The following is a 16,418-nucleotide window of genomic DNA, read 5'->3' on the forward strand; positions in this document are numbered from 1 at the left end:
AATGGGATATTGGATTAAGGAAAGCTGAATTGATGATTAGTGGAAAAATATTAGTAGCCGTAAGATTATTTTATAGATACATTCTCTTATAATTCAAGTGTAACGGATTGTTGTCTTCCTCATTATAGCCCCGTTTTATTTCCATAACGAATAAAATAAGAGATCGATATTTAGAAATGTTTAAAACTTGAAACATTTCTAACCTTGCAATGTATTTGGGTCAATATGTTTCCCTATTTTTCGAAAAAACTTAGAAAACTATGAGATTTCATACAAGAAAATGGGTGAAACCAGAAGACCTAAATGCGAACAATACTTTATTTGGGGGGAAGCTTCTGGCGTGGATAGATGAAGAAGCCGCTTTATATAGCATTATTCAATTGGAGAACAAACGGGTGGTAACCAAATATATGTCAGAAATAAACTTCATGAGTACCGCTTTAAAAGGAGACATCGTTGAAATTGGTATAGATGTGGTTCATTTTGGGAGGACTTCCTTAACGCTTAAATGTGAAGTTCGCAATAAAATGACTAGGGAAACCATTGTTACCGTAGAAAATATCATAATGGTAAATCTAGGGGGCGACGGAAAACCGATGCCACATGGAAAAACCAGAATAGAATTCGTAAGGGACCGTTTATCCTCTCCAGTTTAATTCATAGTGGCTGCATTAGCCACTTGTTGTACCTGATCCATTACCCGAAGTAAATTTTCTCCCCAAAGTTTGGCGATCTCTTCTTGGTTATATCCTCTTTTCACCAATTCCAAGGTGACATTTTTGGTTTCCGAAGCATCGGTCCAGCCTAATATGCCACCGCCACCATCAAAATCTGAACTAATACCCACATGGTCAATTCCAATCAATTTCACCATATAATCAATATGATCCACAAAGTCGGATACACTGACATCTTCAGGTGCGTTTTGATCTTGGGTTGCTTTCGATTTGGCAATTTCCACTATTCTGGGAGAAATCTCCCTAAAATTAATCCGCTGCTCCTCGGATAAGTCCGCCAGTTGAAATCTTTCGTACCAATCTACCCCCAAAGAGTCCGCTACCTGCCTATTAAGGTCACGCATATAATTAGTATATACCTCGTGTTTTTCCGTATTTAGATAGGAGCTAAAAGCCACAGTTTGCACTACGCCACCATTTTCCTTCATCATCAGCAATTGCTCATCGTCTAAATTTCTACTGTGACCACAAAGAGCCCGTGCAGAGGAGTGGGAAGCAATAATTGGTGCTTTAGATAAGGCTATCATTTGTTTCATGGATTCTTTGGAAGGATGGGATACATCGATCATAATTCCCAATCTGTTCATTTCTGCCACAGCCTTCCTTCCTAATTCGCTAAGACCGTTATGAAGCCATACGTTGTCGGCTTCACCAGTATTGGAATCGCAAAATTGGCTATGGCCGTTATGGGATAGGGATATATATCTAGCACCTAAATTGTAATAATTTTCAAATTCCGATAAGTCCTCTCCAATTGGATAGGCATTTTCTACCCCTATCATCGCCACTTTTTTCCCAGATTTCACAATCCTTCGAACATCACTAGAGTTATAAGCCAACTCTATTTCATTTGGTGCAATCTCTTCACAGAGTCTATGGATGGCATCAAATTTGGACATTGCATTTTCTTTTGCCTTGGCGTATCCTTCAGCATTTAGCTCGCCTTGCCCTGTGTAGACAATCAGCCAAGAAACATCCAGTCCACCATCTTTTAATTTAGGGAGATTCACTTGATTGTCCAACCGTTGGCTGTAGTTGATGGTATCAGTAAAATTGGCGACATTTATATCTATATGGGTGTCTATGGTAATTACCTCTTCATGGATCTTGAGGGCTTTCTCTTCCAATGATATTTCTTTCTTTTCTTGTTTATCCTTACAGGCTACAATTGCCAGTAAGCAGATAAATCCTATAAATTGTTTCATATGTAGCTATTTATTGTTTTTTAACGGTCATATTTCGACTGCGCCTACCTCCGGCAGGTAAACTCCAGAACGGGTATGTAAACCTATCTACGGCGGTCAGGATCACAAATCTTCATTAGTACTTGCGACCCATATTCGGTCATATTATTTGGTATAAGACTTGCAAATAACGCTATTTGGCAACAAAATACGAAACCTAGGGAACGGAAAGCAGGAATTTTAGAGTCAAATGTGGCAGATATACAAAATTGGAGATGAGAATTCTACAATAGCGAAGATGTTTCGGATTTAGGGGAGCTTACACTACCCACCATAGGATATTTGTAATTGACAACAATAATAGTCCTGTACACCACATTTTATTGCCAGAAAAACAGATAATATATATGTTTACAATATAAGAATTGCCCTAAACTTTAATTAACTAAACCAAGTCTTATTATGTTATATGACACCTACGGAGAGGAGTACCTGAAGTTCCTTCAGGATTTAAATGAAATTTTAAGTTTAAACGAATTGGTAGCGTTAGACTATATGTAGTTTACTAGTTATCTAAATCTATAAAAAAAACAATTGTATGGCAAATCAAAATTTTGACAATGCAGCCTACCTACACTTTATTGAAGATTTAAATAGAATTTTAATTGAATTTCATATCAACAAATTAACTATTTCCTAAAAGTAAGAACATAAAAAAACTATCTATAAAAGATTGGATTCCAAATGAGCCTAATTGAGAATATTTTTGAAGACCATTGAAGATTAAATTTTCAAACGGTTTTTTCTCAGGCTACTTTACGGATATATCATTTATAGATAGTTATTGTTTATTGAAGAACTATCCCAAATACGTTTTCAACATTTTATTCCTGGAATTATGGCGCAGTTTTCTGATTGCCTTTTCCCTTATCTGCCTTACTCTTTCCCTAGTTAAATCGAATGTAAGTCCAATTTCCGCAAGGGTCATGGCTTGGTGGTCTCCAATTCCGTAATATAATTTTATTACATCTGCCTCTCTTGGAGACAAGGTATCCAAGGCTCTGTTAATCTCAGTATTTAAGGATTGAAGCAATAATTTTTTATCAGGTCTGGGCGATTCTCCAGAACTCAATACATCATAAAGATTGGAATTCTCACCTTCCTTTAAAGGGGCGTCCATAGAAACATGCCTACCAGAAATTTTCATGGACTGTTCTACTTCTCTAATAGATAGGTCCAATTCTTTAGCGATTTCTTCTGCAGAGGGCGGACGTTCATGGGCCTGCTCCAAGTAGGAAAAGGTCCTTTTTATTTTATTGATCGATCCAATTTTGTTCAAAGGTAGTCGTACTACCCTAGATTGTTCTGCCAAAGCTTGTAGAATGGCTTGCCTAATCCACCATACCGCATAGGAAATAAACTTAAATCCCCGCGTTTCATCAAACCGTTTAGCGGCCTTAACCAATCCTACGTTACCTTCATTGATTAAATCAGGTAAGGTTAGACCTTGATTTTGGTATTGTTTCGCTACTGAAACAACAAACCTTAGGTTGGCCGTGGTGAGTTTTTCCAATGCCAATTGATCGCCATCCCTAATCTTTTGAGCTAATTCTACCTCCTCATTGGCCGTAATCAAATCAATTTTACTGATATCTTGCAGATATTTATCCAATGATTTTGACTCCCTATTGGTAACCTGCTTGATAATCTTTAGTTGCCTCATATATATTTGTCTTAGAAATTTAGCTATTAATCTATCATTATACGTTATTATTATGTCTTTTCCAAGGCTTTACGAGTTTGTTACGCTAATTTGTGATAAGTTTATGATATTGATAGACGGTATGTTTTTTTTATTTATTAATTTCATCGCTTGTCCCGTTAACAATCCATTATAATTCCCCTTGGAATGGACGGAACTAATCAAGGATTAATGAGTAAAAGAGCATTGACAAAGTACTTGTCCGAGTTGAAAAAGAAAGAGTTAGAATCTCAATTGATAGACTTGTATACCAGATTCCCCATAGTCAAAGAATACTATGATTTTGTTTTTAATCCCAAGGAAGATAAATTGGTGCAAGATGCCAAGGTAAAGATCTCTAACGAATATTTTCCACAGAGAAGAAAACGGGCCAAGGCAAGAAGATCTGTAGCCCAAAAGTTCATAAAACATTTTATTACCCTAGGAGTAGATCCGCATTTTACGGCAGACCTAATGTTGTATAATTTGGAAATAGCACAGACCTATTCAATAAACAAAAATATTCCTACGACCTTTTACAAGAGTATGGAAAAGTCATTTAACGAATTGGTCCGGTACATTTCTTTAAACGGACTGTTATCTCAATTTAAGGATCGGATTGTAGCGTGCTATCGCTTTACAACAGAGAATGATTGGCCCTACCAAGAAGATTTTTCAAAAAGTCTCGATATCTTAGATTAGAGAATATGGCTACATCTTGAAAACTAGTTTTAGGAGATACATCTCGTTAACTCACTCACTAATTGAGATTTGAATGCTCTGACGCTTGCCTGCCCGTTCCGTTGGGCGTTGAAATGTAATCAGTAATGACTGTCCGCTGCCTCAAGGGCTTGCCCTGAGATAATTGACTTAATAACCCTAAATTAACTATTCCCTCTTATTAGTGAAGTAATTCAGTCTACTTAAATAGAGTTAGCCTATTAACTTTAGGTAGCCCAATGCCATTAATGGTCCTTAATTATGGGAGTGTAGTATTGGAGTTGATTTATAAATAATTCAAAATAAAATGATTTTATTGGCATGTTTTTGCTCTATTAATTTCATCCAAGTATAAAAACACTTAATTTTGGAAGGTTTGATTGTTTTTAATTTTTAAAAATTACCCATCGGCTTGGAGTTGACTAATAATAGTATAGAAAAAACACTTTATGATTACCAGGAAGAAGATCTCCAAAATATTTTTAAATGTTTGGAGGATTCACCTAGTGATTTTAACCTTTTATACCAGTTACCTACAGGGGGTGGAAAAACTGTCGTATTCTCGGAAATTGCTAGAAGGTATATTCGAAAACACAATAAAAAAGTAGTAGTCCTTACCCATAGAATTGAATTGAGTAGTCAGACCTCCAGAATGCTTAAAGGGTTTGGGGTAAAGAACAAAATAATAAATAGCGAGGTTAAGGAATTGCACGATCAGGACCAATATATGTGTTTTGTAGCAATGGTGGAGACCCTAAACAATAGGTTACAGGACGATAAAGTTAAAATAAATGATATTGGACTAGTAATTATTGACGAGGCCCACTACAACTCGTTTAGAAAATTATTCAAATATTTTAAAAATTCAATTATCCTTGGGGTCACTGCAACTCCCCTCAGTTCTAACATTAAACTTCCCATGAAGGACCACTATCAGAAATTGATCGTGGGGAAATCCATTACTTCATTAATAGAAAAGGAATTTCTGGCCAATGCCAATATGTATAATTATGACGTTAGCCTTAAGAGTCTAAAATTAGGGATCAACGGAGACTATACGGTGAAATCCTCGGATGAACTTTATGGGAATCTGAGCATGCTTTCCAAACTGGTAAATGCCTATGAGGAAATTGCCAAAGGGACCAAAACGTTAATTTTCAATAACGGGATAAACACTTCCTTATATGTTTATGAGACCTTTAAAAAAGCAGGCTACAATATTCGCCATTTGGACAATAAGAATAATGCAACGGAACGAAAAGATATCCTAAAATGGTTTTCCAACACTCCAGATGCCATACTTACTTCGGTAAGCATATTGACTACTGGTTTTGACGAACCTACGGTGGAGACCATTATATTGAATAGGGCTACCAAGTCGCTCACGCTTTATTTTCAAATGATCGGTAGGGGGTCTAGGATTCTTCCTAACAAGAACGAATTTACCGTCATTGATATGGGAAATAATGTGGCCAGATTTGGAATGTGGAACGCCCCTATAGATTGGCAGGAAATATTTCATTTTCCGGATTTTTATTTAGAAAATATTAAAAATGATGAGGATATAGAGAAGGATTTTGTTTATGAAATGCCTCCTGACCTACAAAAGCTTTTTAGTAGGTCCAAAAATATAGAGTTTGATATTAAGGCAGAATACAAACGTGTATTCGCCCAAGGAAAAAAATCCAAAACCGTTTTGGAGAATAGTATAGAGCAACATGCCAACATATGTGTGGAAAATAGCGAGGATGTTTTTGATGCCCGTATCCTGGCAAAGAAATTAAAAGACGAAATTGCTTATAGGGTACGTCAATACTCGTATTGCATCATGAACAATACGAAAAACTACAAAGAGTGGTTGGAGGAAGATTATGAACGTAAGCTTCGTTCTAAGATTTCCCAGAAATTCGCCCAAAAAATATAGTAAGGTCAAGGCTAAATGAAAAAAAGTTTATTGATTATTGGTTATGTATGGCCAGAACCGAATACTACTGCCGCTGGAGGTAGGATGCTACAGTTGATACATTTTTTTTTAGAGCAGGGGTACAAGATCACTTTTGCTAGTACGGCAGTAGAAAGTGAGTTTTCCTTTGATTTGGAGCAGTTGGGGGTCTGTAAAAGAACGATTCAGCTTAACCATAATAGCTTTGATGACTTTCTAACGGAACTTAATCCGACCACAGTGCTTTTTGATCGTTTTATGACCGAGGAGCAGTTTGGATGGAAAGTTGCCAAATACCTGCCCGATGCGGTTCGCATTTTGGATACGGAAGATCTACACTCCTTAAGGATGGCAAGACAGATTGCTTATAAAAAAAGCGTACCATTTTCGGAGGAAGATTGGTTGGAATCGGAGATTGCTAAAAGGGAAATGGCCAGTATATATCGATCAGACCTAAGCCTCATCATTTCCTTGTTCGAAATGGATCTCCTTAAAAAGACACTGAACATACATAGTGGTATAGTACTTCATTTACCCATGATGTTTACTAGAATTACATCCAAAGAAAGTGGAGGTTGGCTCAGTTTTGATGAAAAATCAGACTTTATATGTTTAGGTAATGGGAAACATGCACCAAACGTAGATGCTGTAAAACGACTAAAGAATGAGATATGGCCCTTAATCCACAAGGAGCTTCCCAGGGCTAAGTTACGTGTTTATGGCGCCTATTTACCCATAGGTGTTACACAAATGCACGATCCAAAAAAGGGATTTTATATTATGGGGCACGCCAAGGACAGTAGAGAGGTAATTTCCCAGGCACGTATAAATTTGGCTCCCCTTAGTTTTGGGGCGGGAATTAAAGGAAAGTTGTTAGAGGGGATGCTTTGTGGGACACCCAGTATTACTACCGCTATTGGGGCTGAAGGAATCTGTACTACTTTACCGTGGAACGGACTAATTGTAACCGACTCCCTGACATTTGCCAATGCGGCCATTGCGTTATATCAAAATAAGACGGAATGGGAAAATACGCAACAGAATGGGGTGGCCATAATTAATAAATTTTATGATAAAGAACTGATTCAAGAGCGGTTATTGTTGAAAATTGAGGGAATTCAACTCGATCTGAAATCGCATCGTGCCCAGAATTTTATTGGTTCTATGCTACAGCATCATACCCTTGCAAGCACTAAATATATGTCCAAATGGATAGCGGAAAAAAACAAGAAAGTTTAATATAATTTGGTAACATCCCACTAGAACCCTACCAAGCGGTTTGTGAAAGAGTAGTATCTTTGGAGCCATTAATACAATTTTATCATGCAAAATAAAATCGATTGGAAAGTCGTAAAGGAATTTGAGGATATAACCTATAAAAAATGTGATGGGGTAGCTAGGATAGCTTTTAATAGGCCCAATGTTAGAAACGCGTTTAGACCAAAAACTACTAGTGAGCTGTATCAGGCATTTTACGATGCTCAGGAGGACACCAGTATTGGGGTAGTACTGCTTTCTGCCGAAGGCCCATCCACAAAAGACGGAGTGAATTCTTTCTGTAGTGGGGGCGACCAGAAGGCTAGGGGACATAAGGGATATGTAGGAGAGGATGGTATGCACCGATTAAATATTTTAGAGGTACAGCGACTAATCCGGTTTATGCCTAAGGTTGTAATTGCCGTTGTTCCGGGCTGGGCAGTTGGAGGTGGACATAGTTTACACGTGGTGTGCGATTTAACTTTGGCCAGTAAAGAACATGCGATATTTAAACAAACCGATGCTGATGTTACTAGTTTTGACGGGGGATATGGATCCGCATATTTAGCTAAAATGGTAGGACAAAAAAAGGCTAGGGAAATATTTTTCCTTGGAAGGAGCTATTCCGCCCAGGAAGCTATGGATATGGGAATGGTTAATGCAGTGATACCACATGCCGAATTGGAAAGTACTGCATATGAATGGGCTTTGGAGATTTTGGAAAAATCGCCCACCTCTATAAAGATGTTAAAATTTGCTATGAATCTTACCGACGATGGTATGGTAGGGCAACAGGTTTTTGCAGGTGAGGCTACAAGATTAGCCTATATGACCGAAGAGGCCAAGGAAGGTAGAAATGCCTTCTTAGAAAAAAGAAAACCAAATTTTGGTAAGAACAACTGGATTCCATAAGAGGTTTTAACGAACCTTTTCCCCAAATTAAAAAGAGCCCTATCCGTTAGGACAAGGCTCTTTTTCGAGAACACTATATGAAAATGAAAATCTTATTTCTTCGTTATCTATACCTCTAAAGTAGCTTACTAACCACAGTTGGAAAACATTTTGTTGTGAAATTGGGGTAAATTGTGGTGTAAGTAAGCAAAATTGATATTTGCCAATTAAAAAAATTATATATGTCGTTTAAAAAATTACTTCCACAATTAAAGGAAACCTTGGAGCGGGTAGGATTTAATTCACCCACAGAATTCCAAAAAGAAATACTTCCAAAAATTAAGGGAGGTGCAAGTCTCTTTGGAATTGCCCCTGAAGGAGCGGGAAAAACTACGGCAATTGTAATTGGAACACTTCAAAAATTAAACTGCTCTGCATTTGAAGTTGCACCTAGGGCTTTAATTTTCGTAAAGGACAAAGCCTCGGCCTTGGAGTTGGAGAGCGCATTTAAACGTTTTACATATCGTATGGACCTGCGTATTTATACTGTTTATGAAGAGCACAACATAGAGGCGCAGCGAAACGAAATTTTTGAGGGAGTAGATATCGTTATTGCCACCCCCAAGAGACTGAACAAGATTTTTTACCTAAACGGAATTAATTTAGGGAAGTTAAAGTTGTTCATTGTGGATGATGCCGAATTCTTGTCGAGCGCAAAGGTGTTTTCCGATCTGGTACGCACCCCAGAAAGCTTAGATCGTTGTCAGTACCTTATTTTTTCTACCAAATTCGACAAACGCATGGAACGGATGCAGGAACTATTTATGGCCAATGCCCATATTATTGAACAGGAATAATAAATAAGTCAATTTAGTAATGAGTCATTTTGCCAATGAGCTAATTTATTAACGCTCCATTTTATCTTTTCCCGAACATACCTCCTTTAAGAGGTGTCCATGTACCAATGTGTCAAATATGGGATCATATGAAAATTTAAAGCCTAAATTGCTGAGAACTAAAAAGAGCCCTATCCGTTAGGACAGGGCTCTTTTCCGAGAACACTATATGAAAATGAAAAATCTTACTTCTTATTTATACTGCCAAAGTAACCACCTCTTCCTCAATAGCGAAATTAATGTTATGTAAGTACCCCAGAATGTGGTGAAAAGGAGGTATCTTGTTATTTGGGACTAAAAATTCTCCTTATACCTTATTAATCCTAAACCTCGGTCAGTGAGACGATATGTTGCCATAATCGCATTTACGGTCTTAGTTTCCGGTTGCAAGGAAGATAAGAAAGAAAGTATTTATTTATGGAAATCCTTGCGCGTAACGGCAACCGCCTATAACTCATTTCCCGCACAGACCTCAAAGATACATCCAGGGATTACTGCATGGGGCGATACGCTCCAACCGGGGATGAAAATTATAGCCGTATCCCCAGATCTGATTCCGCTGGGACTGGACCACAATACCTTGGTTAGGATCAAAGGGGACAGTTCCCTTTATTTGGTAAAGGACAAAATGAATTCCAAATGGAACAAGCGAATAGATATCTATATGGGGGAGGATAAGAGCCGTGCCTTAAAATGGGGAAGGAAAAAAGTAACATTATACTACAGGGTAAAAAAAGATTCCCTAAAAATAGAATGAATTTGTAGTTTTAACAGCAAATTTCAAAGTTCATCCTATGAGAAGTATTTTTATTCTGTTAGCTATCCTTCTAAACGTATCTTGTGCTGCTAAAAAAGAGATTTTGGAGATGCCCATAGTATTTAACGAAGAACGAAAAAATCTGACTTTGGAATATTTGTCCGAGCGTTATGGCCTAGAACAGGAGGAACCTACTATAAAACCTAAAATAATTGTTTTGCACTGGACGGTGATTCCTACTCTTGAAAAGTCCTTTCAAGCCTTTAACAGTCCTGTATTGCCAAACTGGAGACCAGAAATAGCAACGGTAAGTGGATTAAATGTATCCTCTCAATTTCTAGTGGACCAAGATGGAAAAATATACCGACTAATGCCAGAAACGATAATGGCTAGACATGTTATAGGGCTTAACCATTGTGCCATTGGTATAGAAAACGTAGGAGGAACGGATGATAAAAAACTGACCCGAGCACAATTAAGGTCCAATAAATGGTTGGTTCGCTATTTATCATCGAAATATGACATCGATTATGTAATCGGACATTATGAGTATACCCTTTTTGAAGGAACTGATCTTTGGTTAGAAAAAAATGATGCTTACCGTACCGTTAAATCGGATCCCGGCGAGAAATTCGTCAAAAGAATAAGAAGGGCAACCAAGGCACTACAATTAAAATCTATACCCACTAGCAATTAAATAAATGAAACACAACTACTACCTAATTATTATTGCCCTATTCGCGGTTTTTTCTGTTTTTGGACAACATGTAGATATCACGGATAAACTCTTTTCTACCTATGAAAAGTATCAAGAGCATTCCCTTACTGAACGGCGGATAAAGCACGGAGACCTACAACCTCTTATTAGCAAAATAGGGGAGGACCCTAGGTTTCAGGTAAACAAGGTGGGAGAATCCATAGAAGGTAGAAGCCTTTCTTTAATAAGTGTTGGTACAGGAAACATTGATGTATTCTTATGGTCACAGATGCATGGTGACGAGCCCACTGCAACCCAGGCTATTTTTGATATCCTTAATTTTTTATCGAGTGAGAATCTAAAACAGGAAAAAGAGAAAATCCTTAAAAGTTTAAAACTTCATTTTTTACCCATGCTAAATCCTGATGGTGCCCAAGTGTATACCCGTAGGAACGCACTGGGCATAGATATAAACAGAGATGCGCTTATGTTACAATCCCCAGAGGGGAAAACCCTTAAAAGGGTGCGCGACAGTCTCAATGCCAAGTTCGGTTTCAATCTGCACGATCAGAGCACCTATTACAATGCGGAGAGAACTAATAAACCAGCCACCGTTTCCTATTTGGCTCCGGCATATAATTACGAGAAGGATATCAATGAAGTACGGGCCAACGCTATGAAAGTTATTGTCTTTATGAATAATATAATTCAAAACTATGCTCCGGGACAGGTAGGCAGGTACAATGACGATTTTGAGCCACGGGCCTTTGGAGACAACATTCAAAAATGGGGAACCAGTGCCATCCTGATAGAATCTGGGGGATATAAGGACGATGTAGAGAAACAGTATATTAGAAAGCTAAATTATGTTTCCATTCTATCGGCCATTTATACTATTGCCAATGGGAATTATAAGGATATATCCATTGCCGACTATGAGAAAATTCCAGAAAATGACAGAAAATTATTCGACCTAAAACTAAAGGGTGTAACCTATGATCTCTTGGGGAAAAAGTATAAGTTGGATGTCGGCATCCACAGATTTGAGGTAGATGATCCATCACATAATAATTTTTATTACAGTAGTAAGATTTCGGATCAGGGCGATTTATCCACTTTTTATGGATATGAGGTTTTGGATGCACAGGAGCATACTATTAAGCCTGGGAAGATTTACCCCAATATTTTTAAAAATTTAGGGGATTTGTCCAAACTAAAAGTGATAGATTTGTTAAAGTTGGGCTACACCTATATTCGCGTAGACAATATCCCAAAGGACAAACGCTTCGGGGAATTGCCGATAAATATCATCGGTCCCAATTACAAGGTACCCAAATTTAATCTACAGGTTGGCAATAATCCTACCTTTCTTCTGGAAAGGAACGGAAAAAACGAATACGCCGTTATCAATGGTTTTCTTATCGATTTAAAGACAGGTGATGGGAAATTTAAAAACGCCATGATCTTTAAATAAGATCAATTTTCGAAGAAAAAATGCACTCAATGGCCTTCCATAAAATGCAAAAAGTAAGATGATAAGCAAGCTAATATTACATATAGATAGGACTATGCCAGTATTAATTTGGGCATGAAACTGTTTTTGATATATCAGAAATATTCTTCAACGGGTTGGATTTTAGGGTGATATAATAGGTGGATGGATAGGAAGTAATGTTTGTATATCAATTTGATTTATAAAAAAGTTACTACTTTAAGGAAATACCTCCTATTTGTATTTTATTTGCGATTTTACATCTTTGCAATTGTTATAATTATAAAAGATAATGTTGTTCCTAAGGGTATGTAATTATGCTTAATTTGGGATGGACTTAAAACTTATTATATTGAAAAAAGCCTATATAATATTTATGCTGTTCCCGTTGTTACTATTGGGACAGAACATAAAATTTAAAACTATTAGTACGGAAGACGGACTCTCCAACAATTCTATTTTGGACATCGTCAGTGATCAATATGGGATGTTGTGGGTGGCAACCTGGGACGGATTAAATAGGTATGACGGTAATAGTTTTAAAGTATTTAAACACGCTAAAGACAATCCAAGTTCCATATCGGGCAACAAGGTGCGGCAATTGGTCAAGGATAGGGAGAACCATATTTGGGCATTAACGGAATATAACTCGGTTAGTAAATACTTAGGCGCGGATAATTTCAGTAATTACGATTTTGAAGCGGAAATTAAAAACCTTCATATATCAAGGGGGGGAGATGTTTTAGTAACCTTACTGGAATCCAATAAAACCTATGTTTTTAAGGGAGAAACATTTGTCGATTACAGTAGTGAAAATAGTCTTACGGAAAACATAAATTCTTTAGATCCAATACTATTGATTAAATATCCCGAAGTGGAAATTAACCAATCTATAAAAGATTTTAGAGGCAATATATGGTTTGCAACAAAATACAACGGAATCTATATTGTAGCTAACAATAGTTCCGATCTTCACAACGATGAAATTCACCATTATCAATACGACCCTTATTCCAAATATAGTTTTAACAGCAATGAAATTGAAAAATTATTCGAGGACGATTTTGGGAATATGTGGTTGGGTCACAAGGATGGTGGGTTAAGTATGGCGTATAAAGATTCTGAAAAAATAAGTCTGATAGCGCCCCACCCAAAGTATTTCCCCAACTTACCCAATGAGACCATACGGGCCATAACAAAAGACCAGTATAACAATTTATGGTTGGGTTACTACAACCAAGGCTTGTACCGTTATGATAGCTCCAAGAAACAATATGTTGAATTCATTATTCCTGAGGCCAAGGAAAACAAAGATTGGAATCGCGTACGTAGTTTATACACTTCCTCGGATGGATCTATATGGGTGGGTACCTACGGTGGTGTTTTACGGATAAACGGTAGTAGTATCAACTCGTTTAAGACTGAAAAAAATTCACTTTTTCCCAACAATAGAAACTATTCTTTTTTTGAGGATAATAGCCAAAACGTTTGGATAGCTTGTTGGGGAGGATTGGCTAAGTTTTCACTAGAGAAAAATACGTTTTTGCCCTTTCTGGGCCAAGACAAGCTATCGCAATTGCTGATTCGAAAAGTAGTAGTCACGGGAAATGAGGTGTTAATGGCCACTGAAACTAGGGGAATGGTGATGTTAAACCACAACTCAGGGGAAGTGAATAGTATTACCAGTAAAACAGGTGCTCTTGGCAATAGTATATATGATGTTTATAAGGACCCCAAGACCAATTATTATTGGATAGCCTCTCTAGGTGGTATAACGGTTTATGATCTTAAAAAAGGATTGGTAAAAAATATTACGGAGAAAGAAGGACTCCCCAGCCATCTAGTGTACAGCCTAATTCCTTATGGAGATCAAATTTGGATTAGTACTACCAAGGGAATCGCTATGGTCAGTACTACAGATTTTAGTGTGATGAGTTTAAACCCAGATGAAGGCTGGCAAGCTGCGGAGTTCTCAGAAGGCGCTTATTATAAAGACATAAAAGGAACATTATATTTTGCTGGAGTTGGTGGAATGAATTTTTTCTCTCCCAATAACATGAATTTTCTCCAAGAACTACCAAAGCTTAAGATAACCCTGGGAAACCTATCCCAAAACGACACCTTCTTAATAAAGGATTATTCGGATAATAATCTTACGATGGAAATAACTCCAATATCCTTTACCAACAACGTCAACAATAAAGTACAGTATAAGTTGGCTGGATACGATAAAAACTGGAATACCTTTGACAGCAATCCTATTTCCTATATGGATATCCCTTATGGGGATTATACTATGATCGTAAAAAATTCCCTGGACAAATCCGGAACCAAAATGGTAAAAATACCATTGAGGATAAACAAGCCCTTTTATGTGACTTGGTATTTTCTTTTAATAATTTTCATATTTATATTGATTGCCATCGGATATTGGATCTTGGATAAAAATAGAAAAGCGCAGCGCTATCAGCGGGAACTCGAACAAAATATCAAGGAACGTACAGGGGTAATAGATGCTCAAAAAAAGGATCTAATTATAGCAAACACCATCTTGGACGAAAAACACAAGGAGATTGTTGCCCAGAAAGAAGAGCTTTTAGAACTACATCATCAATTAAAGAATGAGGATTTTGAAATAGAAAAATTCAAAGCCTTTGCGCTCTCTGAGTTTAAGGTGCCAATTGACCAGATACTGGATTTAACCAATGGAATAGGGGATGACCAGTCGGTGAAATTTAAATTGCAAAAGCAGGCCGGAAAGCTCACCAACTTAATAATGGAATGGGACTTTCTAAATCAGGTAAAGGATATAGGTGATACCAGAAAATCGGCCATAAAATTGGGCCCCATTGTGAATAATTTGCTGCAAAACCTGAGCCAGAACGCCTTCAAATCCAATATCAATTTAAAGCATACCCAAACTATACCGGATAACTGGATTTTTATGGATGCACTACGGTTTAAACTTCTATTTCAGTATCTGTTTTCAGACCTTATTAAGTACGGTTCACTGGATTGTAATTTACAAATAGATATAGTCCTTAAAGAGGAGTTTATTAAAATGGAAATTTACACCGATAGCAGTATACTCGCAAAAAATGCAAGCAGTATTGAGCAATATAGTCCCTATTTTAGGGCGGTGATGACCTTGATCCATACGCTGGAAGGGGAATTAAATTGGGAAAGTAAGGGAGAGGGAATCCATTTGTGGTTATCCATACCCGCAGAGAACGTTCCAATGGATGTTCCCCTAGAGGAAGAAATAAGTTGGAGGCAATTGAAATTGGAGGAAGATCTAATGCCCAACAGATTTAATATTATTGTTTATGGGGAGGAAAGCGATTTTGTAAGTGCTAGGCAGCTGCTTTTAAATGAGGATTACAATCTGCTTTTTGAAGATTCTACTCGCGCTATTTCTTCACTGATCAAAAAAACAAATGTACATGGCCTAGTAATCTATAACAGCGCAATTACGGAGAAATTGATTTCGTTATTACAGCAGATAAAGAATCAGGACCAATTGGTAAGCTTGCCTATGGTTTATATTTCAGAACAAATAGACCATTTATTGCAAGAGCAGACATTAGAGCTTGGAGTAGATGCTTTTATTCAACTTCCTGCTAGGGAATCGTTTATTAATAAAAAGTTATGCAACCTTCTCGAGATTAGAAAGGAGTTTATAAGGGACCAATCCAAATATCAGCTGTTTCATTTACAAATGGATGGTGACAAAATGTTGTCCCCTAATGAAAAGATGGTCCAACAAGGTTTGGAGATTATTAAGACCAATTTAGCGAATACCACATTTAATGTGCAGCAGTTGAGGAATCAACTAGAAATATCCAAAATAAAATGTTATCGGATATTTAAGGAAGTACTTAAAAAATCTCCTTCCGAGGTCATTTCCGAATTGCGATTGCAGAAAGCAGAGTACTTGTTACGGCATAAAACCCTTAATATTTCGGAAATTAGTTTCGAATGTGGATTCAATGATCCCAAATACTTTAGTAAGATGTTTAAGAAACATTTTGGGAGCAGTCCTAAGGCATATAAAAGCAATATTTCCGTTTAAATTGATATTACCCTACTATTTACTTAAGGTTA

General features: G+C 37.2%; 12 protein-coding genes. 10 read left to right on the forward strand and 2 right to left on the reverse strand.

Annotated features, from left to right (window positions below; genetic code table 11):
- The first annotated feature begins 260 nt into the window (after positions 1–260).
- Positions 261–656, forward strand: a complete 396-nt coding sequence (locus KCTC52924_RS15530) for an acyl-CoA thioesterase (RefSeq protein ID WP_251805677.1) — start codon at positions 261–263, stop codon at positions 654–656.
- Here the strand turns inward: KCTC52924_RS15530 and KCTC52924_RS15535 are convergent.
- Both KCTC52924_RS15535 and KCTC52924_RS15540 read right to left on the reverse strand, forming a co-directional pair.
- The gene (locus KCTC52924_RS15535; protein WP_251805678.1) at positions 653–1,942 is read right to left on the reverse strand and encodes a dipeptidase; all 1,290 of its coding nucleotides are present in this window, start codon (positions 1,940–1,942) and stop codon (positions 653–655) included. The genes KCTC52924_RS15530 and KCTC52924_RS15535 overlap by 4 nt on opposite strands.
- 838 nt (positions 1,943–2,780) lie before the next feature.
- On the reverse strand, positions 2,781–3,644 hold the full coding sequence (locus KCTC52924_RS15540; RefSeq protein ID WP_251805679.1) for an RNA polymerase sigma factor RpoD/SigA: 864 nt from the start codon (positions 3,642–3,644) through the stop codon (positions 2,781–2,783).
- Between the two features lie 210 nt (positions 3,645–3,854).
- On the opposite strand from KCTC52924_RS15540, the gene KCTC52924_RS15545 reads away from it, so the two are divergent.
- The 9 genes from KCTC52924_RS15545 (at position 3,855) to KCTC52924_RS15585 (ending at position 16,386) form a co-directional block, all read left to right on the forward strand.
- Positions 3,855–4,364 (forward strand): DUF6155 family protein, encoded by a 510-nt coding sequence (locus KCTC52924_RS15545; protein ID WP_251806026.1) that lies wholly within the window; start codon positions 3,855–3,857, stop codon positions 4,362–4,364.
- Positions 4,365–4,794: 430 nt separating this feature from the next.
- A complete protein-coding gene (locus tag KCTC52924_RS15550) occupies positions 4,795–6,306 on the forward strand; it encodes a DEAD/DEAH box helicase (protein ID WP_251805680.1) in 1,512 nt (503 codons plus the stop codon).
- 15 nt (positions 6,307–6,321) lie between these two features.
- Positions 6,322–7,563 carry a glycosyltransferase gene (locus KCTC52924_RS15555; RefSeq protein WP_251805681.1) on the forward strand — a complete coding sequence of 414 codons (1,242 nt, stop codon included), beginning with the start codon at positions 6,322–6,324 and terminating at the stop codon, positions 7,561–7,563.
- A gap of 84 nt (positions 7,564–7,647) precedes the next feature.
- Positions 7,648–8,493 carry a 1,4-dihydroxy-2-naphthoyl-CoA synthase gene (locus KCTC52924_RS15560; protein WP_251805682.1) on the forward strand — a complete coding sequence of 282 codons (846 nt, stop codon included), beginning with the start codon at positions 7,648–7,650 and terminating at the stop codon, positions 8,491–8,493.
- A 221-nt stretch (positions 8,494–8,714) separates the two neighbouring features.
- The gene (locus tag KCTC52924_RS15565; protein ID WP_251805683.1) at positions 8,715–9,329 is read left to right on the forward strand and encodes a DEAD/DEAH box helicase; all 615 of its coding nucleotides are present in this window, start codon (positions 8,715–8,717) and stop codon (positions 9,327–9,329) included.
- Positions 9,330–9,705: 376 nt separating this feature from the next.
- Complete coding sequence (locus KCTC52924_RS15570; protein WP_251805684.1) at positions 9,706–10,125, forward strand: 3D domain-containing protein; 420 nt, start codon at positions 9,706–9,708, stop codon at positions 10,123–10,125.
- A gap of 37 nt (positions 10,126–10,162) precedes the next feature.
- Positions 10,163–10,822, forward strand: a complete 660-nt coding sequence (locus KCTC52924_RS15575) for a peptidoglycan recognition family protein (RefSeq protein WP_251805685.1) — start codon at positions 10,163–10,165, stop codon at positions 10,820–10,822.
- Positions 10,823–10,826: 4 nt separating this feature from the next.
- A complete protein-coding gene (locus KCTC52924_RS15580) occupies positions 10,827–12,296 on the forward strand; it encodes a M14 metallopeptidase family protein (protein WP_251805686.1) in 1,470 nt (489 codons plus the stop codon).
- Positions 12,297–12,666: 370 nt separating this feature from the next.
- Positions 12,667–16,386, forward strand: a complete 3,720-nt coding sequence (locus KCTC52924_RS15585) for a two-component regulator propeller domain-containing protein (RefSeq protein WP_251805687.1) — start codon at positions 12,667–12,669, stop codon at positions 16,384–16,386.
- The last annotated feature ends 32 nt before the right edge of the window (positions 16,387–16,418 follow it).

It is taken from the genome of Arenibacter antarcticus (assembly GCF_041320605.1).
Lineage (GTDB): Bacteria > Bacteroidota > Bacteroidia > Flavobacteriales > Flavobacteriaceae > Arenibacter > Arenibacter antarcticus.